The 24,773-nt window shown below is 51.1% G+C and carries 26 protein-coding genes; 7 read left to right on the forward strand and 19 right to left on the reverse strand.

Going from position 1 to position 24,773, the window contains the following annotated elements:
- The first annotated feature begins 328 nt into the window (after positions 1-328).
- Both ACUVOF_RS08390 and ACUVOF_RS08395 read left to right on the forward strand, forming a co-directional pair.
- Positions 329-829, forward strand: coding sequence for a hypothetical protein (locus tag ACUVOF_RS08390; RefSeq protein ID WP_447043918.1), 501 nt, complete (start codon positions 329-331; stop codon positions 827-829).
- A gap of 51 nt (positions 830-880) precedes the next feature.
- Positions 881-1,882: a GGDEF domain-containing protein gene (locus ACUVOF_RS08395; RefSeq protein ID WP_447043919.1), complete on the forward strand. Its 1,002-nt coding sequence runs from the start codon at positions 881-883 to the stop codon at positions 1,880-1,882.
- A gap of 73 nt (positions 1,883-1,955) precedes the next feature.
- Here ACUVOF_RS08395 and ACUVOF_RS08400 read toward each other — a convergent pair whose 3' ends face one another.
- On the reverse strand, positions 1,956-2,735 hold the full coding sequence (locus ACUVOF_RS08400) for an OBAP family protein (protein ID WP_447043920.1): 780 nt from the start codon (positions 2,733-2,735) through the stop codon (positions 1,956-1,958).
- 244 nt (positions 2,736-2,979) lie between these two features.
- Positions 2,980-3,453, reverse strand: a complete 474-nt coding sequence (gene mntR, locus ACUVOF_RS08405; protein WP_447043921.1) for a manganese-binding transcriptional regulator MntR — start codon at positions 3,451-3,453, stop codon at positions 2,980-2,982.
- A 170-nt stretch (positions 3,454-3,623) separates the two neighbouring features.
- Between mntR and ACUVOF_RS08410 the strand changes: the two genes are divergently transcribed.
- From ACUVOF_RS08410 to ACUVOF_RS08420, 3 genes are read left to right on the forward strand one after another with little or no spacing between them, the layout of a single operon-like run.
- Positions 3,624-4,544: a metal ABC transporter solute-binding protein, Zn/Mn family gene (locus ACUVOF_RS08410; RefSeq protein WP_447043922.1), complete on the forward strand. Its 921-nt coding sequence runs from the start codon at positions 3,624-3,626 to the stop codon at positions 4,542-4,544.
- 6 nt (positions 4,545-4,550) lie between these two features.
- Positions 4,551-5,378 (forward strand): metal ABC transporter ATP-binding protein, encoded by an 828-nt coding sequence (locus ACUVOF_RS08415; protein WP_447043923.1) that lies wholly within the window; start codon positions 4,551-4,553, stop codon positions 5,376-5,378.
- 17 nt (positions 5,379-5,395) lie between these two features.
- A complete protein-coding gene (locus tag ACUVOF_RS08420; protein WP_447044348.1) occupies positions 5,396-6,319 on the forward strand; it encodes a metal ABC transporter permease in 924 nt (307 codons plus the stop codon).
- Positions 6,320-6,337: 18 nt separating this feature from the next.
- Here the strand turns inward: ACUVOF_RS08420 and ACUVOF_RS08425 are convergent, their stop codons facing one another.
- From ACUVOF_RS08425 to ACUVOF_RS08445, 5 genes are all read right to left on the reverse strand, one after another.
- The gene (locus ACUVOF_RS08425; protein WP_447043924.1) at positions 6,338-6,682 is read right to left on the reverse strand and encodes a P-II family nitrogen regulator; all 345 of its coding nucleotides are present in this window, start codon (positions 6,680-6,682) and stop codon (positions 6,338-6,340) included.
- 19 nt (positions 6,683-6,701) lie between these two features.
- The gene (umpB, locus tag ACUVOF_RS08430; protein WP_447043925.1) at positions 6,702-7,487 is read right to left on the reverse strand and encodes a Na,Li,K/H(+) antiporter subunit UmpB; all 786 of its coding nucleotides are present in this window, start codon (positions 7,485-7,487) and stop codon (positions 6,702-6,704) included.
- On the reverse strand, positions 7,484-8,251 hold the full coding sequence (locus ACUVOF_RS08435) for a DUF1538 family protein (RefSeq protein WP_447043926.1): 768 nt from the start codon (positions 8,249-8,251) through the stop codon (positions 7,484-7,486). The genes umpB and ACUVOF_RS08435 overlap by 4 nt, the downstream gene beginning before the upstream one ends.
- A gap of 275 nt (positions 8,252-8,526) precedes the next feature.
- Positions 8,527-9,735 carry an MFS transporter gene (locus ACUVOF_RS08440; RefSeq protein WP_447043927.1) on the reverse strand — a complete coding sequence of 403 codons (1,209 nt, stop codon included), beginning with the start codon at positions 9,733-9,735 and terminating at the stop codon, positions 8,527-8,529.
- 54 nt (positions 9,736-9,789) lie between these two features.
- Positions 9,790-11,184, reverse strand: coding sequence for a GntP family permease (locus tag ACUVOF_RS08445; protein ID WP_447043928.1), 1,395 nt, complete (start codon positions 11,182-11,184; stop codon positions 9,790-9,792).
- A 199-nt stretch (positions 11,185-11,383) separates the two neighbouring features.
- Between ACUVOF_RS08445 and ACUVOF_RS08450 the strand changes: the two genes are divergently transcribed.
- Entirely contained in the window at positions 11,384-12,727 is a 1,344-nt protein-coding gene (locus tag ACUVOF_RS08450) for a Na+/H+ antiporter family protein (RefSeq protein ID WP_447043929.1), read from the forward strand.
- Positions 12,728-12,793: 66 nt separating this feature from the next.
- On the opposite strand, the gene ACUVOF_RS08455 is transcribed toward ACUVOF_RS08450, so the two are convergent.
- The 4 genes from ACUVOF_RS08455 to ACUVOF_RS08470 all read right to left on the reverse strand — a co-directional run bounded on the left by ACUVOF_RS08455 (position 12,794) and on the right by ACUVOF_RS08470 (position 16,465).
- Positions 12,794-13,528, reverse strand: a complete 735-nt coding sequence (locus ACUVOF_RS08455; protein WP_447043930.1) for an RNA methyltransferase — start codon at positions 13,526-13,528, stop codon at positions 12,794-12,796.
- A gap of 195 nt (positions 13,529-13,723) precedes the next feature.
- Positions 13,724-15,367, reverse strand: coding sequence for a chaperonin GroEL (gene groL, locus ACUVOF_RS08460; protein WP_113267987.1), 1,644 nt, complete (start codon positions 15,365-15,367; stop codon positions 13,724-13,726).
- Between the two features lie 85 nt (positions 15,368-15,452).
- Positions 15,453-15,746 (reverse strand): co-chaperone GroES, encoded by a 294-nt coding sequence (locus tag ACUVOF_RS08465; RefSeq protein WP_022523671.1) that lies wholly within the window; start codon positions 15,744-15,746, stop codon positions 15,453-15,455.
- Between the two features lie 233 nt (positions 15,747-15,979).
- Positions 15,980-16,465, reverse strand: a complete 486-nt coding sequence (locus ACUVOF_RS08470; RefSeq protein WP_447043931.1) for an FxsA family protein — start codon at positions 16,463-16,465, stop codon at positions 15,980-15,982.
- Positions 16,466-16,646: 181 nt separating this feature from the next.
- Here ACUVOF_RS08470 and ACUVOF_RS08475 point away from each other — a divergent pair, with 181 nt between their 5' ends.
- Complete coding sequence (locus ACUVOF_RS08475; protein ID WP_447043932.1) at positions 16,647-17,408, forward strand: SDR family oxidoreductase; 762 nt, start codon at positions 16,647-16,649, stop codon at positions 17,406-17,408.
- A gap of 111 nt (positions 17,409-17,519) precedes the next feature.
- Here ACUVOF_RS08475 and ACUVOF_RS08480 read toward each other — a convergent pair whose 3' ends face one another.
- From ACUVOF_RS08480 to ACUVOF_RS08515, 8 genes are all read right to left on the reverse strand, one after another.
- On the reverse strand, positions 17,520-18,506 hold the full coding sequence (locus ACUVOF_RS08480) for a hypothetical protein (protein WP_447043933.1): 987 nt from the start codon (positions 18,504-18,506) through the stop codon (positions 17,520-17,522).
- 58 nt (positions 18,507-18,564) lie between these two features.
- Positions 18,565-19,194 (reverse strand): hypothetical protein, encoded by a 630-nt coding sequence (locus ACUVOF_RS08485; protein WP_447043934.1) that lies wholly within the window; start codon positions 19,192-19,194, stop codon positions 18,565-18,567.
- A 297-nt stretch (positions 19,195-19,491) separates the two neighbouring features.
- Positions 19,492-19,680 carry a hypothetical protein gene (locus ACUVOF_RS08490; protein ID WP_447043935.1) on the reverse strand — a complete coding sequence of 63 codons (189 nt, stop codon included), beginning with the start codon at positions 19,678-19,680 and terminating at the stop codon, positions 19,492-19,494.
- Between the two features lie 501 nt (positions 19,681-20,181).
- Complete coding sequence (locus ACUVOF_RS08495; protein ID WP_447043936.1) at positions 20,182-21,339, reverse strand: Arm DNA-binding domain-containing protein; 1,158 nt, start codon at positions 21,337-21,339, stop codon at positions 20,182-20,184.
- Positions 21,340-21,584: 245 nt separating this feature from the next.
- Positions 21,585-23,306: a DNA cytosine methyltransferase gene (locus tag ACUVOF_RS08500; protein WP_447043937.1), complete on the reverse strand. Its 1,722-nt coding sequence runs from the start codon at positions 23,304-23,306 to the stop codon at positions 21,585-21,587.
- Positions 23,303-23,872, reverse strand: coding sequence for a hypothetical protein (locus ACUVOF_RS08505; RefSeq protein WP_447043938.1), 570 nt, complete (start codon positions 23,870-23,872; stop codon positions 23,303-23,305). Before ACUVOF_RS08505 ends, ACUVOF_RS08500 begins: the two co-directional genes overlap by 4 nt.
- On the reverse strand, positions 23,869-24,114 hold the full coding sequence (locus ACUVOF_RS08510) for a hypothetical protein (RefSeq protein ID WP_447043939.1): 246 nt from the start codon (positions 24,112-24,114) through the stop codon (positions 23,869-23,871). Before ACUVOF_RS08510 ends, ACUVOF_RS08505 begins: the two co-directional genes overlap by 4 nt.
- Entirely contained in the window at positions 24,111-24,767 is a 657-nt protein-coding gene (locus tag ACUVOF_RS08515; RefSeq protein ID WP_447043940.1) for a hypothetical protein, read from the reverse strand. The genes ACUVOF_RS08510 and ACUVOF_RS08515 overlap by 4 nt, the downstream gene beginning before the upstream one ends.
- Positions 24,768-24,773: the final 6 nt, after the last annotated feature.

Here is a 24,773-nt window from a genome sequence, read left to right on the forward strand (position 1 = left end):
TACTCACCCTGACTTATCTGCTTTTGTACCACCATTCAGTTCCTTTGGGTATTTTTAGATTATTTTTTTAGTTCCATGGTTTGTAGATTATTGCTTTTTATCAATAATAATTGATGGTGTTTTTAGTGTTTACAATAATAAAAATATTTTCAGTTAGCATTGAAATTAATTTTAAAGTGTAATAATGGTTTTAATATAGATTAACTTTGTAATGGCTGTCGAATAGCTAACATACATTATAGTAAGTGAGCTTTGCTTCGCCCTAGGATTGCCCTTCATGCAACCACTAAATAGTGGATTCTGTTTATAGCTCTAAAGGGCTTTATTTATGGTCACCTTAAAAGAACATAATCTTTTACCTCAGGAACAGTTAAATTTAGCCTGCTTACAAGAAGCGAAAGAGTTGAATCGCTATCGGGGCTTGTCGTTGAGCTTTCTGCCTTTCGATCCTTCTGTTAGTCGTTTGATGAATGCAATCGGTATGGAGTGCGAACATAGACTTCATAGTTTACAAGCAGTCGCTGGTCGGATGAGGCTTGAAGTGCTGACTAATGTTAGCCAGCTAAAAGAAACGCCATTTTTTAATAAAAACAGTCAACATTTTTTTGTAGTAGATGAAAATATGGGTAGACAGCTTCTTGTAAATGCTGAGGAAGCCGCTGAAGCGACGTACATATTCTTTAGTTGGTTGCTGGAAACGAATACCACGCCTGAGTTACATCAATTGTTGGCCACCTTTGTAACGCAGAAAAACAGCGAATATCGTGTACTTCAGGAGTGCCGTGAGCAGTGGAAGGCGAATTTTTCTGAGCTAAGTTTTGCTTCTTAAGAAAAATTATACCTTTTTACTGGTCAATACTCCTTGCAGGAGAGGGTGTCTATGATCATGCCTATGCGTCACAACCCAGATTTCTTAAGTTATTTTAGCGATGATGCAGGTTCAATGTTGCAGATTCTCTGGGATTTTTTTCCTACCCCAATGATGGTTGTGCGCTTTGAAGGGCAGGATAATTTCGTTGTTGAGGCTATCAATCCCTCTCAGCAGGCTGCGTTGAGCGGTCTACACGTTTATGTGGGCAATCACCTTGCTGATATGTTTCCAGCATCGTTTCGTGCTGAACTAATTGCAAATTGTGCTCGCTGTATGAAAAAAAAGGTGCCCGTTCGGCATGAAATAGCGGGTGGTTGCGTTAATAGCGAGCGTTATCAAAGCGATTGTCAGGTCCTTTTAATGCCGATCAATAATTATCAAGGAATAGCGACCCATTTGCTCTGCATTGTCCATCACTCTAGCATAAGCGGCTGTTCGGAAAACGTTAACTATTCTGAACAGGAATTAGAGCGTCGGGTGATGGAGCGCACCAACGAATTAACTTCCATCAATCGGCAATTAAGTTACCTAGCCACACATGATTGGCTAACTGACGCGTACAATCGCCGTCACCTCCTTGAACTGGCGACGACTGAGTTCAAGCGGGCTTCGCGCTATGGCCTATCGCTCGGCCTGTTAATGCTTGATATTGACCACTTCAAATCACTTAACGATGAACAAGGACACACCGCAGGCGACCAAGCGCTGAAAACGGTAGCGCGCGCAATGCGAGAGACGATTCGTGATTGTGATCTACTCGGTCGTTATGGTGGTGATGAATTTATCATCGTGTTTCCCGAAACGGGTATCCAAGGTGCTCGCGCGATTGCTGAGCGGCTAAGTAGCAAGCTAAAAGACGCTAATCTATCCGTCAGCGTCGGCCTCACTACACTGGAAAGTAATGACCAAATGATTGATGATTTGATTAACCGTGCCGATCGATTGTTATTAAATGCTAAGCGCAATGGCCGTAACCGCATCGAAAGTGCTTCCCTGACGCTCATAAATTAAAGGCTGGGAGAGCAAGATGCGAGTCTGAAAGCAGGGCGTGGCCAAACGCAATCGGGTGTTGATTTTTATAATCTTAATTAGAAGATTTAGCCTCGACGCCTGGTATTGGCTGCGTTGGTCTTGGAAATTCGCCTTGCAAGGTATCTATGCCAGACTGTGGTTTGGCGAGTGGTACTAAATCTTGCCGTGCCCTACGGCGCTGTTCTGTGTCGATGCCCATACGCTGGTCGCGTTCCTCGATCAGGTCTGGATTCGCTTCACCATCACGATTGAATGACCATGCCAGAGATGGCTCTCCAAGGGGCAATGACGCTTCGCCTCCTTCGCTCTGCGCGCCATCCCACGTATGCCATGTTTTACCATAGCTGTTAATCTTACTTTTCATCAGTTCATGTTCGGCAGCAACAGGTAAATTAGGAGCTACTAACTGTCCTGAAAGGATTTCTCCGTTATGAGGATGCCAGAACTGTTTCTCTTCCTCAGGAAGCTGCTCGAAAAGTTCTTCAGAAATGATATATTCAATACCATTTAGCTTTGCATCCTCCGTATTGCCGTCATAAAGAGCGCATTGCAAGAAGTCATCATTTACCTGATCACAGAAATGGTGGGCTTCAAATTGATGTAGTGGGTCTTTTTTTAGCGGATGAAAACCTACCAGGTAAACATCGAGTTGCGATGGAGGCGTGTCTGTCTGCATCACGCTTGCGCCTGCTTCTAATAGTTGGGCTTTTGCGCTCTCAGGTTTACCAGGCACCTCGACGCTCGAATGCGTTTCTCCCATGCCGGTGCAGCCAGCCAGAGCAAGCATCGATGTGGCAAGCGCAGCATAATTGAAATGAATGTTTTTGAGCATACAACCTCTTGGGAATTGGTTGTAAAAATATTTTTTATATTATGAGATTAGCCCAATTAAAAAGGTTTTCAACTCAGTGCTACGCTCATTAAGCAAGCAGACTTGGTCCGTAATCGGTATCACATGGCCGAACTTTATCTCGTACGGCCTAGCGTTAACACCAACAGTTTTACTGTCTCTTGGATTCTATATATCGGTAGTGTCAAAGGAGACGCTGACGTTAATGCTATCGGTTTCAACGCTGCTATTTCTGCTGCTCAGTAAAACGCTGCATGATGGCCAGCGTTTCATCACTGACATGGTGCTCCATGCCTTCGGCATCAATACGCGCCGTGGCGTCTTTAACCCCAAGAGCCCGTAAAAAATGCAGCACGATATCATGGCGAGTGCGTGAGGTTTCCGCCATTTTTTGGCCTGCTTCGGTCAGAAACAAAGAGCGGTAGGGTTTGCTGGTAACTAATTCCAACTCATTTAATCGACGAATCATTTTCGAAACCGTCGCCTGACTGACTGCCATACGATTGGCAATGTCTGCTGCTCGCGCTTCGCCGCGGTGCTTTAACAGGTCACCAATGAGTTCAACATAGTCTTCAATCAGCTCTGTTTCATGCGCATTGCGTACCGTTGCATACTGCTGGGCATGCTGCTCCACGGGAGGCAGGGCATCACTTGGAATGCTTGAGGCGGTCAACGAATCGTTCGGATTAGAATCAGTCATTGGCAAATTATATCGGAGACAGTGGCAACAATCATTGGATAGTTCTTGAGATAGTCGTTGGAATAGTAACGTGTTTTTGCGCAACATTGTTAGCCAAGGCTAAATTGTTTGCCTAGAGCTGTATTATTGAGCTACAGTCTACTTACTAGGTAGGGCATAAGGGAGCGACAATGAATAAGCGCAATTTGGGTATCGCGTTAAGCTTACCGCTATTGCTGAGCACCGTAATGGCTAGTGCTGAGACGGAAGAGAGTGCATCGTCTCCTCTGAATGTTGCCGTGACCTTTTCGGTACTAGGTGATTTAGTCTCACGCGTCGCAGGGGATGATGCCAATGTATCTGTATTAACCCCAATCGGTGCAGAAGTGCACGAATGGGAATTGACCCCGAGTAACTTCGCGGCGTTGGAAACGGCGGATATAGTGTTTTACAACGGCTACCAGTTAGAACAGTGGATGCCGCAAGTAGAAGCCACATTGCTTGAAGGTGTGCCGCTAGTGGCGGTGGCGGAAGCTTCCGGTTACACCACTCAGTCTATTGTCACTGGCGACTTGGCTGGCGATACCGACCCGCATTTGTGGATGGATCCACGGGCAGTCTCGGCGTATATCAGCGTTATTGCTGATGAGTTAGCCAGGGCTTTGCCTCAGGAAAGCGAAGATTTTCAGGAGCGTGCCAGCGTTCTTACTGATGAGCTTGATGCCCTTCATGTGGAACTTCAAGAGCGCTTAGAGGTGATACCCGAAGAGCGTCGTGTACTGCTTAGTAGTGAAGCCGCTTTTTTATATTTCTCCGATGCTTATCACTTTGAGCACGATGGTATCTGGGGCACCAATGCCGAAACTGAAGGCTCCCCCCGCCAGCTTATGCGTGTGGTGGATATGATTAATGAACGCCAACCGGCGGCGCTGTTCTGGGAGAGCACTATTTCTGACCGCCACGTGACCAGTTTGGCACGCGATACAGGCGTGAAGGTGGCAGGGCCCTTGTATGTGGACTCACTCAGTGAGCCCAGTGGCGAAGCAGGTGATTATTTCACCATGATGCGTCATAACGTTGAGCTGTTACGCCAAACCTTGGCAACCGAGTAAACGATCATGGCAACGACATTAGGCGATGCCCCTGTGGCGATAGACATCAAGGGCCTGTATGCGGCCTACCAGCGCCAACCCGTGCTGGAAAATATTAATCTTCAGTTTCCCGCCAATAAATGGACGGCCATTGTGGGCCCGAATGGGGCAGGGAAATCAACACTGTTTCATGTGCTTACCGGCAGTATGAAAGCACTGCGCGGCAAGGTGCAGGCATTTGGTGAGCCAATTTCGACGCACCGTAAAGCGGGGCATATCGCCTATATGGCCCAGCGTGAAGCGATTGAATGGGATTTTCCTGTTTCGGTGTGGGAAACCGTGATGGGCGGCCGCTATGGGCATATGCGCCATGATCTCTTGTGGCGCCGTTTGCTTCCTTCGCGTTGGTACGACCGCCGACATGGCGAGGCCGTCTATAAAGCGTTGCAGTCCGTGGATATGCTGGGACTGGCTGAACGCCCGATTGGCGCGCTTTCCGGGGGGCAGAAAAAACGCGTACTACTGGCTCGTACGCTTGCCCAGCAGGCCAATATTTTACTCCTTGATGAACCATTGGCGGGCGTAGATCCACCCAGCGAACAATTAATTTTAGACGTGCTTGCCCGTGAGCGGGAGGCGGGGCGCACGGTGATAATGGTAACTCATGATATGCCCGGCGCCCGTCGTCACGTTGATCACGTCGTGTTGATCAATCGCTTTATCCGCGGGGTGGGAACGCCGAAGGAGATGCTCAGCGATGGCAAATTGGCCGAGCTGGCAGTGAGTTCAACCGAGCAGTCAGCGAATGATGTGCCTATCGTTAACGCATCAGTTTATAAGGCAGCCCAGGGGTAAACAACGTGGCAGAACTAATGATGGCACTTGGCCTGTTCGGCGATGCCTTGATAGCTTGGCTCACCTCGGCACTGATGGTATTGGTCAATCTATTGCCCGATAGTGTTTCGGATTCATTTCAATACGCTTTTATGCAGCGCGCCTTATTGACCTCGGTACTGGTAGGGGCCATTTGCGGCATTTTATCCTGTTACGTGGTCCTCAAGCGTTGGTCGCTTCTAGGCGATGCTATCTCACATGCGGTATTGCCTGGTGTTGCGGTTGCCTACTTATTAGGCTGGCCGTTTTTTATCGGCGCATTTATTACCGGTGCGCTGACCTCGGTAGGCATTGGTGCGATTGAGCGTCATACACGCATTAAATCTGACGCGGCCATGGGCTTGATGTTCACTAGCGCCTTTGCGCTGGGTATTGTGATTATCAGCAAAATAGCCTCTAGCACTCATCTAATGCATATCCTGTTTGGCAACGTGTTGGGTGTTCAACCCTCGGCGTTGCTGCTGACATTGGTGGCCAGCATGATTGCCCTGTTGGTGGTGTGGCTCGCCTATCGGCCATTGCTGCTTTATGCCTTTGACCCTCTGCAGGCTCAGGCACTGGGCTTCAATACCAGCATCATTCACTACGGATTGATCCTACTGTTAACCCTTACCATCGTGGCGAGTTTGGAAACGGTGGGTATCATTTTAGTGGTGGCGATGCTGATAACCCCAGGTGCAACGGCACATCTACTCACTGATCGCTTTAAAACCATGATGCTGATATCAGTGGGGGTGGGGGTTAGCTCGGCAGTCATAGGGCTGTGGCTTTCTGTGATGTTAGACGTTGCTTCTGGTGGCTCCATTGTATTGATGGCGACAAGTTGGTTCTTTATGGCGCTGCTGTTCTCGCCCAAGCAAGGTGTGCTGGTGCGTCAGTGGCGTCGCAGGTCTATGGGTTGAAGCCCCAGGCTAGCGAACCTATAGATCCGCTGAACCCGAAAGCGATCTGATCTGATTTTTTATACCTACAGCGTCTTCGACATCCAACTGAAAGGCGATCCCTGTGCCGGGAGTTTCATCAAATTCGCCTACCTGGGCAATCGCCTCGAGAATATGGCGGCTGCGGTGCTCCTCGGCCAGGAACAGCAGCATATCCCGCTGCGCGGTAATCTCCATGCCAAAAATGCCGTGCGCTTTATTAAGCCCTTCGCCGCGAGCATTATTGATCACCGTGGCGCCGGTAGAGCCAGCTTGGCGAGCCGCCTCAAGAATGGCGTCCGTTAGTGTGTCTTCAACCATCGCGACAATTAGTTTAAAGCGCATCGTGATCTCCTTTTCCTAATTAGTTGCTGTTCTGAGTCGTTAAGTTATTAGCGGAGCGTTTTCGCGTAGCTCGCCATTGAGCAAGTTGGGCGTAACCCATCACGGTGATTATCGGGAATAGGCAGGCGAGAGCGATCATACCGAAGCCATCCATTATGGGGCTTCGGCCGGGAATTTCTGATGCCAGCCCTAAGCCTAATGCAGCAATAATAGGAACGGTGATTGTCGACGTTGTGACGCCCCCCGAGTCGAACGCCAACGGTATGATGGCGCGGGGCGAACGCAGGGTTTGAATTATGACCAGTACGTAAGCGGCGCATACGAACCACTGTAAAGGCCAGCCCATTACTATGCGCCAGCTTCCCAGCGTAATACCAAAAGCCATGCCCAGGGCAACGGCAATGCGTAACATTAGGGGGTCGATCGTGCCGCCGGAAATTTCGCCTGCCTTTAACGACACCGCAATCAGCGAGGGTTCGGCAATAGTAGTACTGGCCCCAATAGCAAATGCAAAGATATATACCCAGTAGTAGTCGCTCCAGTGGCGCTCTGCTCCTGCTGCTAGAGCTGGTAAAAACGCTTGGCTGGTAAGTTGGGTAGCCATTAACTCACCCATGGGAAACAACGCTTGTTCCAAACCAACCAGGAAAAATGAGAGTCCAATCCATACCATGAAAAAGCCAGCCAATACTTGGGGCAGGCGTTTTACGGGTCGGCGAATCACCAGGTACTGAAAGCCGAAAATAATCGCGGCAATGGGTAGGATATCGAGTAGCGTTCCCCAGAAAGTAGCAATAAGGGTCATGGAGCGACTCCGGGCACGAAGTGAAGGCCAATAATGCCAAACAGCAGCACAAAAATAATCGGCATGACAGAAGCAAGCGCTATTAATCCAAAGCCATCAAGCATAGGGCTGCGGCCTTTGATTGAGGAGGCCAACCCAACACCCAGCGCCGTTACCAGGGGGACGGTAATGGTCGAGGTGGTTACGCCACCAGAATCATATGCAATGCCTACCATTTCAGTCGGGGCAATGAGGGTCAGCAGCAACACTACTACGTAGCCAGCAATTATAATTAAGTGCAGCGGCCAGCCTTTAAAAATACGAACCACACCTACTACGACTGCAGTGCCAACAGAAACAGCGACCACCATACGTAGCGCAAGCGCGAAGGCATTTTGTGAACTGCTGGTGTCAACAATGAGGCCGCCTTGCGCAACGACTTCAGCTGCTCGCGAGGCAATGGCAATGAGTGCAGGCTCGGCTACTGTGGAACCAAATCCCAGAGCGAAAGCAAACATCAATAACCAAGTGCCAGAGCCTTTTTTTACAAAAGCGCGCGCTAAGTTCTCACCGACGGGAAAAAGTCCCAGCTCAAGGCCTTTAATAAATAGTGTGAGACCCACGAGAACGAATACCAGACCGAGTCCAAGATCAATCAAGGCAAGGGTGTCAGGGAGTGGTTGGCGTATAACCACTAATTGAAAAAAAGCTATTACCAATACAACCGGCGCAAGATCGCGCAGGCTATCTTTGAATTGACGGGCAAGCGATGCCACAAGTTCCATTGGAGCTTCCGCATGTCAGGGGGGCATAAAAAGTAACGCTCAGGCGTTATCTATTTGAGATATGAGTGTACAGAGGCGTGGCATACAAAAAAATGACGCCGCTCAAGATAAGCCCTATCCACCCCTGGTAGCTGTCTTAAGCCGTAGGTTTTAGCAGAGGCGACTACCAAACATCAATAACGAGGCGTCGAGGTTTTGCCAGCCCCACCATGCTAATGCCAAACCGCCTATCAAGGCAGCTGCTAATAATAGGGAGCTGAAAACGAGGGTGATGTTCATGGGGTTATCTCGGTTAATACACTGCGCTCAAGCGGCTTTTCATTGATAAACCAGTGTAATGCGGCGGCCACGACAGAAAGTACGATGGCTATTTGCCATACCGTATTGTAATGCCCCGTCAGGTCGTAAAGGTAGCCGCCCAACCAAACGCCCATAAAAGACCCTAGCTGGTGAAACAGAAACACGATGCCTCCGAGCATGGAAAGATGGCGTACACCAAATACAGACGCCACAATGCCATTCGTCAGCGGCACAGTAGAGAGCCATAGCAGTCCCATAGCAATCCCAAAAATATAAGCACTCATGGGGCTAAGCGGTAAATATACAAACGCTGTAATCACTACGCCACGAATCAAGTAGAGCCACGTCAGTAGCTTGGGTTTAGACCAGATGCCGCCCATCCAGCCTGCGGTATAGGTGCCGACAATGTTAAACAGCCCCACAAGCGCCAATACTGTTGTTCCTACCTGCACCGCTAAGCCATTATCGAATAAGTAGCCGGGGAGGTGGACGGCGATGAAAACCACCTGAAAGCCGCAGACAAAAAAGCCTAAACAGAGTAGCCAGAAGCCTCTTTGGCCTGCTGCTTCGTTGAGCGCCTCTTTCAGGCTTAAATCGGATGCCTTTTTGGCGGAGGGCTTATCGCTCAGCATTGCCCCCAGGGGAATGATGATGGTTGCAATAGCTGCCATTGCCATCAGCGCCGCTGCCCAGCCAAGCCACTCTAGCAAGCCAAGCGTTCCGGGCAGCATGGCGAATTGCCCGAACGAACCCGCTGCGCTAACAATGCCCATGGCCATACTGCGTTTTTCAGGCGCTACTGCGCGGCCAACGGCGCCCAAAATGACTGAGAATGTCGTGCCGGAAAGGCCAAGGCCAATCAATAGCCCGGCGCTAACCGTCATGCCTAGTGCCGAGGTCGAGAGGCTCATAAATAGCAACCCCAAGGCATATAGCAAGCCGCCCACCACGATAATCCTCGCGGCCCCGAAACGATCTGCCAGTGCGCCTGTGAAAGGTTGCGATAGGCCCCAAACGAGATTCTGTAAAGCCAGCGCAAAGGCAAACACGCCACGTCCCCAGCCTAGCTCACTGCTGAGAGGTTCCATAAAGAGCCCAAAGCCATGGCGTAATCCCATGGCAGTGGAAATAACCAAACTTCCCAAAATAATCAATAGCAATGAATGGCGACGGATGAGAGCCATGGTGTTCTCTTTATTGGCAGGCGGATAGTTGACTATCGCATGCGTTGCAAGGTTTTAGAAGCTGCCAAATAAGGTGCCTAGGGTAATGACACTGATCAATGCCACAATCGGTAATGCGATGGTCACGATGGCGACATTCGCATAAGACTGGCGGTGGGTTAAACCGCAAATAGCCAGCAATGTAATCACTGCACCCGAGTGGGGAAGGGTATCCATGCCACCTGCCGCTAGTGTTGCGACCCGGTGCATCAGTTCCGGGTCAATACCTGCTTCCTGTGCCATGGCCAGGTATTCGCTGCCCAGGGTTTCTAGTGCAATAGACAACCCGCCGGAGGAAGAACCGGTAATCCCTGCTAGTACACTCATCGCCATTGCTTCAGAAATTAAAGGATTTCCGGGCGACGCGGAGAGTACTGTATCGCGGATAATTGCAAACCCCGCAAGACCTGCAATGACTGCGCCGTAACCGACTTCAGAAGCGGTATTAAAAATGGGTAATAGGGAGCCCAAACAGCCTTGGTTAACGGTAGCTTTTAGGTCCTGCCATTGCTTCCAGCGGGTAATGATCAGCCAAGCCGACGCACTCAGTAGTGCGATTAAGATAGCCCACAGTCCGGTTTGGCCCGAGGGGGAAACATTCTCAAACGAATCGCTGATAAAACTTAAATCCATCGCGGGAAACACACCGTAAGTAAACAATGCATTTAACCCAATCACCATGACTAGTGGTATCAGCGCTAGCGCAAGAGGCATCGGCACAGTAGGCGTATCATCTTCACCGGTGGTCACTTCGCGTTCGGTATGATGGCCATAGCCTTCACCTTTAGACGCTGCTTTGTTGACGCGCGATTGTAGATAAAACGTTCCCAAGCTGAGCATGATAAGTCCGGCGATGATCCCTAAACCCGGGGCAGCAAAACTGTTGGTTTCAAAATAAGGAATAGGAATCGCATTTTGAATCGCTGGGGTGCCTGGCAGCGCAGTCATCGTAAACGTAAAAGAGCCAAGCGCAATCGAAGCGGGAATAAGACGCTTGGGGACATTAGCACTGCGGAACAGTTCGCGGCTGATAGGGTAAATCGCAAAGGCGACCACAAACAGTGATACACCACCATAAGTAAGTACCGCACAGGCCATCACCACAGTGAGTACCACGTGATGTGTGCCCAGTTTTTTGACAATTCCGTTAGCAATCGATTGAGCTGCGCCCGAGTCTGCCATTAACTGCCCAAATAGAGCGCCTAACAGAAACAGCGGGAAGAACTGAATCACATAATTCCCCAGCGCACGCATAAAGGTATCGGTATAGATAGGCAATAAAAAAGCCATATCGCCTGAAAGAAGTACTGCTAAACATGCCATAAGAGGTGCCAGCAACAAGACTGAGATACCTCGGTAAGCCAGGAACATCAATAAAAGCAGAGAAATGACAATGGCAAGTATGCTCATTTGAGCTCCTAGGAAGATTTTGCGTGGCTTAATTTAGGAAAAGAAAAGATGGTAGGCAGCATGATGCACTGCAGCAATAGATTGTCGACTAAAGTGGCAGGTCTTTAGATAAGTATCCCAGACTTAGGTTTGTACTTTTAATCTGCTAACATTCGCTCCCTTTGCCGTTAATAACCTCTCAATAGCTCTAGGGATTTTCATGAATGCAGTAATTCTTGCGGTGCTGGTGATGGTGGCACTGTCATTGGCGCGTGTCTCGGTGGTATTTGCGCTGGTCGTGGGCGCTTTAGTCGGTGGTCTAGTCGGTGGTTTATCCCTTGATCAAACATTAGCGGCCTTCAATGAAGGCGTGGGGGGTGGTGCACAGGTTGCGTTGGCCTACGCGACGCTAGGGGCGTTTGCGGTTGCCATTTCCCGCTCTGGACTGCCAGATATGTTGGCGAATCGCCTGATAACCCTGCTAGGTAAAGAGACCACTGCCAAGCATCAGGCACGTGTCAAGGTGTTGCTGCTAACAGCGGTGTTGCTAGTGGCGATCTCTTCGCAAAATGCCATCCCCGTGCATATTGCGTTTATACCGGTACTGATCCCGCCGCTATTAACGGTGATGAACCGCCTGAAGTTAGATCGCCGTGCGGTGGCGTGTGCGCTCACCTTTGGTTTAACGGCTCCCTATATGCTGTTGCCGGTAGGGTTTGGGGCAATCTTCTTGAACGACATACTGTTGGCTAATCTCAACAGTGCAGGGGAGCCGCTGGGGCTGGAGATCACCCGGGGCATGGTGCCGATGGCAATGGCTATTCCTGTCGGTGGCATGGCGTTAGGGCTTATCGTGGCACTGTTCTGGAGTTACCGGGGAGCTCGTGAGTACCAGGCGCAAGACATTGCTGCCAACGTGGCCGAAGCGAGTACGCCGGCAAAGCCGCATATGTTGGGTCTTGTGATGTCAGGGGTGGCCATTGTCGCGGCATTGGGCCTCCAGCTTTATAGTGGCTCAATGATATTGGGCGGGTTGGTCGGTATTGGTCTGCTATCCATGGGCGGAATATTCAAATGGCGTGAAGCAGATGACCTGTTTACCAGCGGTATGCGCATGATGGCGCTGATCGGCTTTATCATGATTTCCGCGGCGGGCTTCGCTGAAGTGATGAAAACCACCGGTGAAATTGATGCATTGGTATCAGGTGCGTTTGCGTTATTCGGCGATAATCGCGGGCTGGCTGCCCTGGTAATGCTGTTGGTAGGACTATTTATTACCTTGGGTATCGGCTCGTCTTTCTCTACTATTCCCATTATTGCCGCCATTTTTGTTCCGTTAGCCGTCCAGTTTGGGTTCTCGCCAATGGCAACTGTCGTGCTTGTTGGCACCGCGGCGGCGTTGGGAGATGCCGGCTCTCCCGCGTCTGATTCTACTTTGGGCCCGACCTCAGGCCTTAATGTGGATCGCCAGCATGATCACATGTGGGATAGCGTGGTGCCGACGTTTCTGCACTACAACATTCCGTTAGTAGGCTTTGGGTGGCTAGCGGCAATGATGCTGTAAACATTCGGTGGCCTGAAAAGCAAAAGAGCAGCCCTTGGTTGCTCTTTTTTTCTATCAGTTAGCCCATTACTTTTCAGGTAGATGACTTTCAAAAGCACTCAACAGACCGCGCAGTAACGAAAGTTCTTTACGACTGGGCTGGGCGCGGGCAAAAAGCGCCTGTAGTTGTTCTTCAGTGCGGGCGTGCGGCTGAGTTAAAAACCCGCTCTCTTGCATTAACCGGCCCAGATGCGCTTGGAAGTGTAGAAACTGCTCGCGGCTGGGTGGCGTTGCCTCCAGTGGACGCTGGTAACTGAAGCCGCTATCGTCACCCTTACGCCAAGCGCGATGTACTTCATACGCAAGAATTTGCACCGCTTGGGATAAATTCAGAATGCCGTAATCAGGATTGGCGGGAATGCTGACTTGGTGCGTGCAGCAGCGAATCTCATCGTTAGTGAGTCCCGAACGCTCACGGCCAAACACCAGCGCGACCGGTGCCGTTTGAGCGTTTTGAATGACATCTTCCGCCATCTCATCGGGCTCGTCGAAGTGCGGCAACGGCAGGCTACGTAAGCGTGCACTGGCCCCGACGACCTGAACGCAATCGTTAGCGGCTTCCTCCAGCGAGCTAACCACGCGTGCGCTCTCCAGTACATCAGTGGCGCCTGCCGCTAGACGAGTCGCTTCTTCGTCAGGGAACATGCGTGGATTAACCAGTACCAGCTCGGTTAAGCCCATGGTTTTCATTGCGCGTGCCGCAGCACCGATATTGCCTGGATGAAACGTCTGAACGAGTACGATACGGATATGCTGCAACATGCGCTGATTCCCGCCCTATAGCCTAATAAAAATCGCGCTGATAGTAGCACGTTCGCCCAGTGTAATGGGCGGTAAGGTAGCTAACAGAGTCTGCGATTAATCAAACATCCAAAACGCAACAACCCCACACAAGGTGGGGTTGTTGGTGATTGCTATACGTTAAGCAATCGAGAGAGCAGAGAGCTCAGGGATGCATTACATCATGCCGCCCATGCCACCCATTCCGCCCATGCCACCCATATCAGGGGCAGCGTCTTTCTCTTCCGGGTCTTCAGCGATCATGCACTCGGTGGTGATCATCAGACCAGCAACAGAACCAGCGGACTGCAGCGCAGTACGGGTTACTTTAGCCGGGTCCAGAACACCCATTTCGAACAGGTCGCCGTACTCGCCAGTCTGTGCGTTGTAGCCGAAGTTGCCTTCGCCATCTTTTACGCGGTTAATAACAACGGCGGGCTCTTCACCGGCGTTAGAAACGATCTGACGCAGCGGTGACTGCATAGCACGCAGCGCCATATTAATACCGTGGTTCTGATCTTCGTTTTCGCCGGTCAAGCCTTGTACTTTGGCCATGACGCGAACCAGGGCAGTACCACCACCAGGTACGACGCCTTCTTCAACAGCGGCACGAGTAGAGTGCAACGCGTCTTCGACGCGGGCTTTCTTCTCTTTCATTTCCACTTCGGTGGCAGCACCGACGCGGATAACAGCAACACCGCCTGCCAGCTTGGCAACGCGCTCTTGCAGCTTCTCTTTGTCGTAGTCAGAAGAGGTGTCTTCGATTTGCGTGCGGATCTGATTAACGCGTGCTTCGATATCGCCTTCTGCACCAGCACCATCGATGATAGTGGTGTTCTCTTTCGACATCGTCATGCGCTTAGCAGTACCCAGATGATCCAGGTTCGCTTGCTCAAGCGTCAGGCCGACTTCTTCAGAGATGACCGTGCCGTTAGTCAGGATAGCGATATCCTGCAGCATGGACTTGCGACGATCGCCAAAGCCAGGCGCTTTAGCAGCGGCTACTTTAACAATACCGCGCATATTGTTGACGACCAATGTTGCCAGTGCTTCGCCTTCGATATCTTCAGCGATAATAGCCAGCGGCTTGCCTTGTTTGGCAACGGCTTCCAGCACCGGTAGCAATTCACGGATGTTGGAGATCTTTTTGTCCACTAACAGGATGTAAGGATCTTCCAGTTCAACCGTCATGGTGTCTTGGTTGGTGACGAAGTAGGGCGAGAGGTAGCCGCGATCGAACTGCATACCTTCAACAACTTCCAGCTCGTCTTCAAAGCCACGACCTTCATCAACGGTGATGACGCCTTCTTTGCCGACTTTTTCCATCGCTTCGGCAATAATTTCACCGATGCGCTTGTCACCATTAGCAGAGATGGTACCTACCTGAGCAATCGACTTGGTATCGGTGCAGGGGACAGACATTGCTTGGATTTCTTTAACCGCAGCTGCAACGGCTTGGTCGATGCCGCGCTTAAGGTCCATCGGGTTCATGCCCGCAGTCACGCCCTTCAGGCCTTCCGCAATAATTGCCTGAGCCAGTACAGTAGCAGTCGTGGTGCCGTCACCAGCAGCGTCAGAAGTCTGTGAAGCGACTTCTTTAACCATCTGGGCGCCCATGTTTTCAAACTTGTCTTTCAGTTCGATCTCTTTAGCAACGGAAACACCGTCTTTAGTGACGGTCGGTGAACCGAAAGATTTTTCCAGCACCACGTTACGGCCTTTCGGGCCGAGGGTAACTTTTACAGCGTTGGCGAGAACGTCAACACCGCGCGCCATGCGCTTACGTGCATCATCTGAAAATTTAACTTGTTTAGCTGACATATCTTCTACTTCCTAAATTGAATGCAAAAACGTGAAAGTAATTAATCGAGGCGCTCATTAAAGAAAAGATGAGCTGCGACGATGGTTAGCCTTCAACAACCGCAAGAATATCGGCTTCACTCATGATCAAGACTTCTTCGCCGTCGATTTTTTGCTTCTCGACACCGTAGCCATCTTTAAAGATCACGTTATCGCCAACTTTGACGTCTAGCGGACGGACATCGCCATTTTCCAGAATGCGGCCATTACCGACAGCAAGAATTTCACCACGCGTCGGTTTTTCTTGTGCATTGCCCGGAAGCACGATGCCGCCTGCGGTTTTCTGCTCTTCTTCAACGCGACGGACGATGACACGATCGTGCAAAGGACGGATATTCATTCACGTTCTCCTGAGTAGGGTTGAAGCCCCGATGAGGGCGGTTAGCTAAAAGTGTTCCCGAGGGAGTGCCCCGCGAGAAGTGAAGGCCTGACGGTCTTCATTGTTAAAGGCAGCTACCATTTAGATCGCTGCCGAATTTGTATGCTGGTTGAAAAATGGGGGCTGCGGATAGCCTTTCAAGGGGGCGGGTAATAAAAAATTGCTTTTTCGCTGTTTTTCTTCCGAAGAAAACCTCAACGACGGCGCGGGGGCTCATCTCGACTAATAAAATCCCCCTCGATCGGGCCATCCTGTTGTGAGGACTGGCTGTTTTGATGTTCCCTAGGCCGAGCTGATGATGCGCTGGGATCTTGCTGTTGCCCAGCAACTTTTTTAAGCCCAAGCCAGGTAAGTGCTTTGAACATCAGCTGCCGCGCGCTGGGGATCAAGCATGCCAAGCCTAATGCATCCGACAAAAAGCCTGGGGCCATTAACAAGGCACCGCCAAAAATCAGCGCCGCACCAGTGAGGAGCTCACTGGAGGGCATTTCACCCGCTTGCATACGCTGACACGCCCGCGCAAAAGTGGACATACCCTCTTTGCGAATCAAGTGTAGCCCGACAAAGCCTGTGCCGAGCACTAAGAGTAGGGTGGTGAGTAAGCCGATCTGGCTGCCAATCGAAAACAGAACCACAAAATCAAGAAGAGTAAAGAGCGATATAAAAATAAGAATAGGCATGGCTGACTCCAGAAAAACGACTCGATAACAGTCTTAATTGCGTAATATGGTGACATAAATATAAATAGCAAGCAGCTAACATGGCGTGTTCCAGCGGTGATGTCGCTCGATTTATGTCAATAATTCTTCTATGCTGCAATGCACAATGAGAGCTGGTTTAATCTATTGTTGGGAGTCACGAATGGTACTTAACGATAAAGTAATTGCAGTCACGGGTGGGGCGCGTGGGTTGGGTTATGCCATGGCGCTGCGCTTGGGCAAGCAGGGTGTGCGCATGGCGCTATTGGATATGAGCGCTGAAGCGCTTGATCAGGCGATATCGCAACTTTCTGCTGAAGGTGTCGATGCCCAGGCGTTTGTGGTCAATGTTGCCGAAGAGGCTTCCGTGACTCAGGCGTTTGCTGATATCGGCCAACGAATGGGGCCGATCAGCGGTTGTATCAATAATGCGGGTATTACCCAGGATGCGCTGCTGGTAAAGGCCAAAGAGGGGAAAGTGGAAAAACGCATGTCCTTTGATGCTTGGCAAAACGTTATTAATGTCAATTTAACCGGCGTTTTCCTATGTGGCCGCGAAGCCGCCACTCAGATGATTGAAGCCGGACATGAAGGTGTGATCGTCAATATCTCCAGTATTTCCCGGGCGGGTAATATGGGGCAAAGCAACTACGCTGCCGCAAAAGCGGGTGTGCATGCGTTGACAGTCACTTGGAGTCAAGAGTTGGCGCGCTATGGTATTCGTACCGGTACCGTAGCGCCTGGGTTTGTGGCTACCGAAATGACCGCTGCAATGCGCCCTGATATGTTGGAGCGTATTTCGTCGAGCGTGCCGTTAAAGCATTTGGGTGAGCCCGATAATATTGCTCAAAGCGTTGCCTTTATTATGGAGAACGACTACTTCACTGGGCGTATAATTGAGTGTGACGGCGGTTTACGACTGTAGTTTCTGTGCCGTGGTAAGATAAAGGCGTGCTGCATAGATGGGCGGCTCTAAAAGGCCGCCCGCGTTGCTTATGTAGATGAGCGCGTGAATTCAGTCATCTGAACATAAAGCTTAAAAGTAGTCGTGGTTAATTTTGCGCTGAAAGTACATCTCAAGGCGCAGGGTCATCGCCCAGCGTGGGTAGTAGCTAACCTCGCGTTGAAAGTGTAACTCAGGAATGACATCGGCAAATAAAATACCTTTGTGAATGTCGCGGCGATAGCGCGTTTGTAAGTAGTAATTGGTCATGCGTGGATTTGACGCGCTTTCACCGATAGCAATAGCGGAATAACGTAAGGCGCTGCGTCGGTTAATACGGTGATTAATTTCAGCAATCTCACTGTATTCCAGCTTGTCTTCTTCTTCGCGCCACTGAACGTTGGTAATAAACCGTAAATGGCGGCGCTCACTTAAAGGACGCCCAACATCCCAGCGCGTTCGGGCAGAGTATCCTTCATTATTAAACCAAGAAACACGATTGTTCGACTCAAGCTGCCAAGGCCCTTCGCCAAGCTGCCATAGACGCTCGCTGGTAAAGCGTACGTAAGGATCGAGGGGAAGACGTAGGCGAATCCCCGCACCTACACGGTTGCTCCAGTTTTCACGCTTGTCGCGGCTTTCTAACCAATCTAAGCCTAACGTAGAGCTGCGTCGATCACGCTGGTCATTAGCAAGTCGTCCTGAGCCTTGCTCCTCAAGGGTGCCTTGCGACTCTTCCGGGTCACTCTCGATGACCAAGCGCAAGCGTTCTTCTGAAGTGGGCAGATCAATACGGTAACGAAGCGTAGTGTCGCCGCTAGTGCCATCTCCCTCCATCCAGTCAATTTCTTGACCAAACCTTAGGTAAGACTCATTCTTCGCCTGCATATGGTCGTCTGTGCCAAAGAACCCATCAATACGGCGCGAGGTGTTATCTACCCAGTTGCCTACGCTTTCGCGAAATGGCTCAACGCGTTCTTCCGCCCAATCAGGTAGGTCACTATCCTCCTCTTCAGCATAAGCGTTAGCCGCTAACGTAGTCATTATGCCGAGCCAGCAGAAGGTTAGGAATTTATGCATCGAGGCGTCTCAATCTAGGGTTCTTGTTGTCCAAAAACAGCGTGACGAAGGTGTTGGATCAGCGTGCTTTATGGGTCTCAATCTCTTTCGCCCATTCTAATACACGCTTTCGCTGACTGCGGCTATTAAGTCGATCTGTATCGACGTTTACCGGAATAAGCTGGTGGTTAGGCGATGCATCTAAATCAAGGTTAAAGGTGCGCGTCGCGCCAGTGGGCATATCTTCAGAACCATAAATAGCGATGACACGAATTTCAAGTTGGATATTTTGGTCATGCAGCAAATTATCATCAATTTCCCAGTAGGCTTTGATCTGGCTCACAATGTCGCCAAAGGATTGAATATTCAAATAGCCACCAGAAGCAAGCGGGCCTTGAAAGGTGTGGTAGCTATTTTCTTCCTGTTCGCCGCCGCGCTGTTGATACTCGACAACGTCTAGGGAATAACTGCGTTTTTGAGTATGCAGCACCGTTATCAAATGTTGTACATAGATGGCTTCACTGCTCATATTGCTGATTAGGCAGATCGCCTCCACACCAATGCCTTTGCCGCGATTAATAATCACACGCGGGCGACGCTGGCGTACATAGCCGTTATAAAGCAACTGGGCATAAAACACCCAGACAAAGAGGGTGCAAATGCTGGCCACTGCGGAAATTGCTTGAGCGTTATCGTTAAGCCATTCCATTACACGAGATCCTTCTCATAGTCTTTTGGGGCAGCTCTTTGAGACCGCCCATTGAGACAGTCTTTGAAGCTAGTCATTGCCGGAAAATATAGCGAGTATTTCAGACAGAGCCTAACGGAAAAGCGGGGGCAAGTCAGTTAGATCGAGCTATTATCATTATGTGGCGCTGTGTTGTTAAGTAACCGCCAAACATGAAAGCCCCGCTGGTTCGTCTTCCAGCGGGGCTTCTTAGTAACAACGATTGAGTATGCAGCACATTTCTATGTGAATGGCCCAAACGATCGAGTGCTTTGGGGATTAAGGACGATTGTCGCCATTGTCGTTAGGCCGTCGCTCTGTCGTATGGCGCGGCGTAGCTTGCGGCTGTTGCGGTGGACGCTTTCCAGAATCGCGATTACGAAACTTGCTCCAGGCGGATTTGGCTTTCTGTCGGTTTTCAGGCTTACGCAACCAATTTGCAGCTGCCATCATAATCCACTTTCTCATGCGAACCTCCTGATTCCTTGTTGAGAGGTGTATTGCGTCTTACCCCTAAGCCTATAGCCTAACCATTCAGGATTGGCTAGTACTGGTAACGTTATTAGACGCGCCATGCTACCCTCCGTTCCTGCTGGTTTGCTTCTTCAGCAACAAACCATCTCTCGATGGCGCAGCTTATACCAGTACAGTACGACCTAGGCGGCATTTCAACGAGCAATAATATGGTAATGCAGTAAATTCTGAAATTAACAAGCTTGGGGTGATTGCTTTTCATGCATGATTGCTTTCTGTATACAAAGATTTAAGCATACAAGAGGGCATACATAAAAACGAACACTAAAAGGGGCAGTTCAGGTGAAAGCAGACCAAAGAAGGGTGCGTAATACGCTTGATCTGCTTGGCTTCAGACTATATAGAGCAATCTAAAGCATTGAATTTGGTGCGGATGGGGAGACTCGAACATCCTAGCAACCACACCAAATCAATCACTTAACCTTTATTGCTGACTCAAAGCTGACCATCACCAAACATCTCGACTGCACGCAATCCCAGCTCTGGTGAAGTGTTCGGTATCCATTGAGCATACGTTCTCGCCGTAAACACCACATCCCTATGCCCCATCTGCTTACTCACCCATGCTAACGGTTCTCCCGCTGATAGCATCATGGAGCCATACGTGTGCCGTGTCTGGTAAAGGGTGCGGTACCTAACGCCTGAGCGGATCACAGCTGGTCGCCAAAGCTTTTCCCTTATATCGTTGTCGCCGCTGAGCGGCTTCTGGCTGCGTGGCCACAGGAAGATGCGGCCGCTGGGGTGAAGTCTGGTGTATTGCATCTGTGCTTTTAGCGCCTGAGCTGCGGGAGGTAATAAAGCAACGGTACGCCTGCCTGCAGTGGTCTTGGTATCTTCTGCTTCACCCTTGGCTGCGGCGGTGATGGATTTGTTTACGGTGATTTCCATGCGGTGCCAATCAATATCCCCCCATTCAAGCGCGATATATTCGCTAGGGCGCAAGCCAGTCCAGAACGCAAATTGAAGCAGCGGGCGTACGTTTTCGCGTGCGGCCGCTAGGATCGCTGCCTGTTCCTCACGTGTGAACGGATCGGGGCCTTTCCGTGGTCCTGGTGTTTCCTTCAAGCGATAGTGCCAGCCCTGCAGTGGGTTAGTATCGAGCAGCTCATCGTGCATGGCGTCACTGAGTGCTGAGCGTAGCACCATTAGTATGTTCGATAGCCGCTTATTGCCACAGCTTAGGGTCGCTAGCCAGTTGCGCACTTGGGGGCGTGTTACTTCCGCTAGCAGTAAATGCCCCATCTCTGGAATAAGCAGGCGTTCAATGATCGTGTCGTAGGTTTTGATCGTTGAAGCCTTTAGTGCGGGGCGCTTGCTGTTTAGCCATTGGCGTAGGTAGTGATCTAGCCGATCCTGACGCATGAACTTTCGGGCATTCTTACTGCGAGGGAAGGTGACCTGATAATCGAACGTGCCGGCTTCGATCGAGGAAATAACCGCGGCGCGATGGCGCGCCGCTTTTTTCATGTTAGCGGGGGTGGGCTCAAGCTTGAGTCGTTCGCGGCAGCGCGTGCCCTCGTAGTAGAAGTCGATTTCGATACTACTGCTGGACGCAGCACGGACGCCTTCGTAGTTGCTCCCTTGGTTACCCACTTCGCATACCCTTCTAGTGACATTAGTATTCGCCCATCAGGGGCTTTGAAAAACTGTTCACCTTGGCGCCAATCGCCGCGCTTGATCTTTGATCTAATAGCGAACTCGCTGTAGCCCGTGAGCTCGCTGAAGCGTTCAATGGTGACGTGATCAATCGGTAGCATGGTCGCCTCCTGTTAGTGTGCAGGCAGCAGGCGCCCCTTGGCTTGGCATCGTTTCTGGCTTAATGCCAACACTATATTTTTTCATGACACGCCCTCCATGTGATTGAGCTCTACTACTTGGTGATCATTAGCGGCGGCGAGTGCTGCCATGGGCAGGGGGCTGACGCTATTGCCGCACATGCGGGTTTGCGCGGTGATCGTGAAGGGTTTGCCTTCGTGGCCGCGATCGATGATGTAGCTATCGGGAAAACCTTGGGCGCGGTAGAGCTCGCGGGGTTTGAGCATTCGCAGGCAAATATCCACGATGACATAAGGGGTGCCTTTGATATAGACGGTGACCAGCGCTAGGCGGTCTTTCGTCGTCACTGTTGTCATCGGCTCATTAAGGTCCGCCCATTGCCCACCGGTACTGTGGTAGCGCATAAGGAACGCTGCCACCTGCAGGGCGTTTTCTTCTACCTGCTGCGAAAGTGTGCAGTGCACCAAGCCATGATGAAGGCCGCCTGCAGTAATTGTCTGGAGCGGCTGCGTCACATCAGCGCCGTGTTGGTTTTGGCGTTGTACCATCAGGTGGGCCGTAACGATCTGCTGTTGGGTACCGCGGCCGGTGATGGTGCTTAACGGGTCATCCGCTGCACGACCGGCGCCTTCGTAGAAGCCGCCATTCATTTGCGCCATGTAGGCGGTGGCCACCGCCATGCCGCTGCTAGCGGTGATCGTGTTCATGGGTTCTTCAATTTCGCGGCTGCCGATTCCCCAGCGTTGTACGCCACCAGGTTTACCCTGGCCGTGGGCTAGCTGGACCAAGCAGGGTGATGCCACGGCAAAGCTGCCGCCTTTCGGCCATGCGGTAATTGTGCGTAGGGGTTCGCTAATGGGCTGCACCACTTCACCAGTACCGTAGTTGGCGATCGGTACTATGAATGGTTGAGCTGCATTGATGACGAACTTATCAATGCCCTTGGCGATCCGTTTCAGCGTGTTCTCTGCGAGTGGGCGCGGGCGGTTGAAAATGCTCTTGCCGAGATCCGACCAGTCAATGCACGATGCCGCCGAAGCATAGCGCTTTTGGCCTTTGGCGGGTTTGCGGGCGTGGGTAGGTGCAGGCCATACGATGGGCTGGCCATCGCGGCGGGCGATTAGGTACAAGCGTTTACGTGTGGTGGGTGCGCCGAAGTCGCAGGCGGCGATGGTGCGCCACTCGACTTCATAGCCTAGGGCGCGCAAGCCACCGATGAAGTGCCGCCAGTTTTGGCTGCGGCGTTTCTTATCCGGTACCAGGAATTGTTCATTGATCGGCGTTTGTTCACCTGGCGCGGCTACGGTGCCGTTGATTTTATTAACACGGCCGGTTTCTTTGCAGCGTTTAGCGACGAGTGGACCCCACTGCAGTATTTGCTCGACGTTCTCCAGTGAGATAACACGGGGGCGCACCAGGCCTGCCCATTTGTGGACTACCCAACTAAGTGAGCGGATAGCGCGTTTGCGCGGCTGGCCGCCCCGGGCTTGGCTGTGATGGGTGCAGTCTGGGCTGGCGTGTAACCATCCTACCGGGCGGCCGCGTGTGGCTGCGTTTGGATCTACTTCGTAGACATCGCTTTGGTAGTGTTCGGCACCGGGATGGTTGGCGGTGTGCATGCTGATGGCGTCGGGATCGTGGTTGATCGCCACGTGCACGGGCCGCTTTAGGCCCATCTCTAAACCGGTGCTGGCACCGCCGCCGCCGGCAAATAGATCTACGTTGATTTCACCCTGGTAATCGAGTGCGAATTGGGTGCGCCAGTGGGGAGGCTGTCGTTTCATAAGTCGTCATCCTCGAAATCTACACCCTCTTCGCCGTTCTCCAGCATCATGTTTACCGCTTCATCAAGCATTGTGTGGACTGGCGTAGTGCCATTTTCTGACTCGCTTTGCAGTTCGCTAACAAGCCCTTCGGTAAATTTATCGCGGTCGGTAATTTTTATGTCGCCATTTCCGTAGGGCCTGCCTATTGTGACGGCATAGCAGAGGATTTCGATGCCTACCTTGATGCTGAGCGTTTCATTGCAGGCGGTGACTTCGAGGTGCTCAGAATGGGCCGCCCCAATATCCTCTCCATTGACTACCATCTCACGAACGGCTTGCTCAGCTTCCAGCGCCCGGGCTTTCCATTTCTCGCGGCGTTCTTTGAGCTTCTCAATCGCGTTGAGCGCCTGGAAATTTCCGCCTGTGAGTTGATTTTCTTTGGGGATGCCAGCGGCTTCAGTCAGTTCAACGATGCTGTTGATTGCCATGTTGAACATTCGCTTATATCGCTGGGCTTCTTCATAGGCCGCTTTCGCAGCCTGCTCGGGGTCTTGAAAAGAGATACGCCAGGCTTCGTAGTTCATCCCCGGCCCCCTTGCCTGTAGGCTTTTAGGGCTTCGGTCAACGCTTCATGTTCGCCGAACTGGCGTATGTTGCCGTGTAGGTCGCCAGCGGACATCCATAGTTCGTCATGGTCGCCATGCGCGTAGATGATCTCGATGCGAGCCGCTTCGGCACCACGGAGTTGGCGTACTTTGCTGAACTCGACAAAGCGGTATTGTGGGTACTGGGGGCCAGCTTGGTTCTGCTCGCGAGAGGTTGTCATGCCGCGTCCTCCCCAGCTTTACCTTTAGCCTTGGCGGCGGTGCGGTCTAGGCGTTCGATTTCTGCGAGGATTAGGGCGCCTGCTTTGATTAGGTTGCGGCGGGGATCAGGACTTGGTTTCCACCATTGCTTATGGAATGGCCAGACTGCTGCCGGGGCATCCTTACCACTTTCTGGTGATTCAGCCTGTAGAGCGTCCGCTGCGTTAATGGCATAAGAAGTACCGGCTACTGCTAAGGTGCCTGGTTCATGCTGGTCGTCATCCTCCCGAATAAAACCTTCAACTGAAAGCTGCCTCATTCTTTCTTGGTAAACCGCGATATAGGCTGGGTTGCAGATGTTATTGGCGCTTCTATAGAGGGGATCGGCGCATAACAGAGACATCGCGAAGAGTGTTTTGGGGCGCACAGAAACGAATACGATATCGGCATCTTCGGTTTCAAAGCGGGCAATTTCGGAAAAGCCAGGTGGTGGCGTGTGATCCAAGCCTTTGATGTAAGCTTTGGCATCTTGAGCAAACTGGGCAAACTCCTCTGGGTTTTCTACTTCGTCCGGTAATTCAGTGCTATGAACATTCGATTCAAAGCCGAACGGCTGCAGAATTTCCCAGGGCTCGCGTTCTTCAAATAGTGGGTGTGTAAGTAGTTGATGCATTGGTTT

It is taken from the genome of Vreelandella sp. H-I2 (assembly GCF_052959335.1).

Bases quoted from the DNA above. Each gene is read 5' to 3' on its own strand.
- groL (WP_113267987.1), bottom strand. From the start codon at position 15,367: ATGTCAGCTAAACAAGTTAAATTTTCAGATGATGCACGTAAGCGCATG.
- ACUVOF_RS08470 (WP_447043931.1), bottom strand. From the start codon at position 16,465: ATGCCTATTCTTATTTTTATATCGCTCTTTACTCTTCTTGATTTTGTG.
- ACUVOF_RS08420 (WP_447044348.1), top strand. From the start codon at position 5,396: ATGATGGCACTTGGCCTGTTCGGCGATGCCTTGATAGCTTGGCTCACC.
- ACUVOF_RS08485 (WP_447043934.1), bottom strand. From the start codon at position 19,194: ATGGAATGGCTTAACGATAACGCTCAAGCAATTTCCGCAGTGGCCAGC.
- ACUVOF_RS08510 (WP_447043939.1), bottom strand. From the start codon at position 24,114: ATGACAACCTCTCGCGAGCAGAACCAAGCTGGCCCCCAGTACCCACAA.
- ACUVOF_RS08425 (WP_447043924.1), bottom strand. From the start codon at position 6,682: ATGCGCTTTAAACTAATTGTCGCGATGGTTGAAGACACACTAACGGAC.
- ACUVOF_RS08455 (WP_447043930.1), bottom strand. From the start codon at position 13,528: ATGTTGCAGCATATCCGTATCGTACTCGTTCAGACGTTTCATCCAGGC.
- ACUVOF_RS08445 (WP_447043928.1), bottom strand. From the start codon at position 11,184: ATGAGCATACTTGCCATTGTCATTTCTCTGCTTTTATTGATGTTCCTG.
- ACUVOF_RS08500 (WP_447043937.1), bottom strand. From the start codon at position 23,306: ATGAAACGACAGCCTCCCCACTGGCGCACCCAATTCGCACTCGATTAC.
- ACUVOF_RS08440 (WP_447043927.1), bottom strand. From the start codon at position 9,735: ATGGCTCTCATCCGTCGCCATTCATTGCTATTGATTATTTTGGGAAGT.
- mntR (WP_447043921.1), bottom strand. From the start codon at position 3,453: ATGACTGATTCTAATCCGAACGATTCGTTGACCGCCTCAAGCATTCCA.
- ACUVOF_RS08395 (WP_447043919.1), top strand. From the start codon at position 881: ATGATCATGCCTATGCGTCACAACCCAGATTTCTTAAGTTATTTTAGC.
- ACUVOF_RS08465 (WP_022523671.1), bottom strand. From the start codon at position 15,746: ATGAATATCCGTCCTTTGCACGATCGTGTCATCGTCCGTCGCGTTGAA.
- ACUVOF_RS08415 (WP_447043923.1), top strand. From the start codon at position 4,551: ATGGCAACGACATTAGGCGATGCCCCTGTGGCGATAGACATCAAGGGC.
- ACUVOF_RS08400 (WP_447043920.1), bottom strand. From the start codon at position 2,735: ATGCTCAAAAACATTCATTTCAATTATGCTGCGCTTGCCACATCGATG.
- ACUVOF_RS08475 (WP_447043932.1), top strand. From the start codon at position 16,647: ATGGTACTTAACGATAAAGTAATTGCAGTCACGGGTGGGGCGCGTGGG.
- ACUVOF_RS08505 (WP_447043938.1), bottom strand. From the start codon at position 23,872: ATGAACTACGAAGCCTGGCGTATCTCTTTTCAAGACCCCGAGCAGGCT.
- ACUVOF_RS08435 (WP_447043926.1), bottom strand. From the start codon at position 8,251: ATGGAACTTGTGGCATCGCTTGCCCGTCAATTCAAAGATAGCCTGCGC.
- ACUVOF_RS08480 (WP_447043933.1), bottom strand. From the start codon at position 18,506: ATGCATAAATTCCTAACCTTCTGCTGGCTCGGCATAATGACTACGTTA.
- ACUVOF_RS08490 (WP_447043935.1), bottom strand. From the start codon at position 19,680: ATGAGAAAGTGGATTATGATGGCAGCTGCAAATTGGTTGCGTAAGCCT.
- ACUVOF_RS08410 (WP_447043922.1), top strand. From the start codon at position 3,624: ATGAATAAGCGCAATTTGGGTATCGCGTTAAGCTTACCGCTATTGCTG.
- umpB (WP_447043925.1), bottom strand. From the start codon at position 7,487: ATGACCCTTATTGCTACTTTCTGGGGAACGCTACTCGATATCCTACCC.
- ACUVOF_RS08515 (WP_447043940.1), bottom strand. From the start codon at position 24,767: ATGCATCAACTACTTACACACCCACTATTTGAAGAACGCGAGCCCTGG.
- ACUVOF_RS08390 (WP_447043918.1), top strand. From the start codon at position 329: ATGGTCACCTTAAAAGAACATAATCTTTTACCTCAGGAACAGTTAAAT.
- ACUVOF_RS08450 (WP_447043929.1), top strand. From the start codon at position 11,384: ATGAATGCAGTAATTCTTGCGGTGCTGGTGATGGTGGCACTGTCATTG.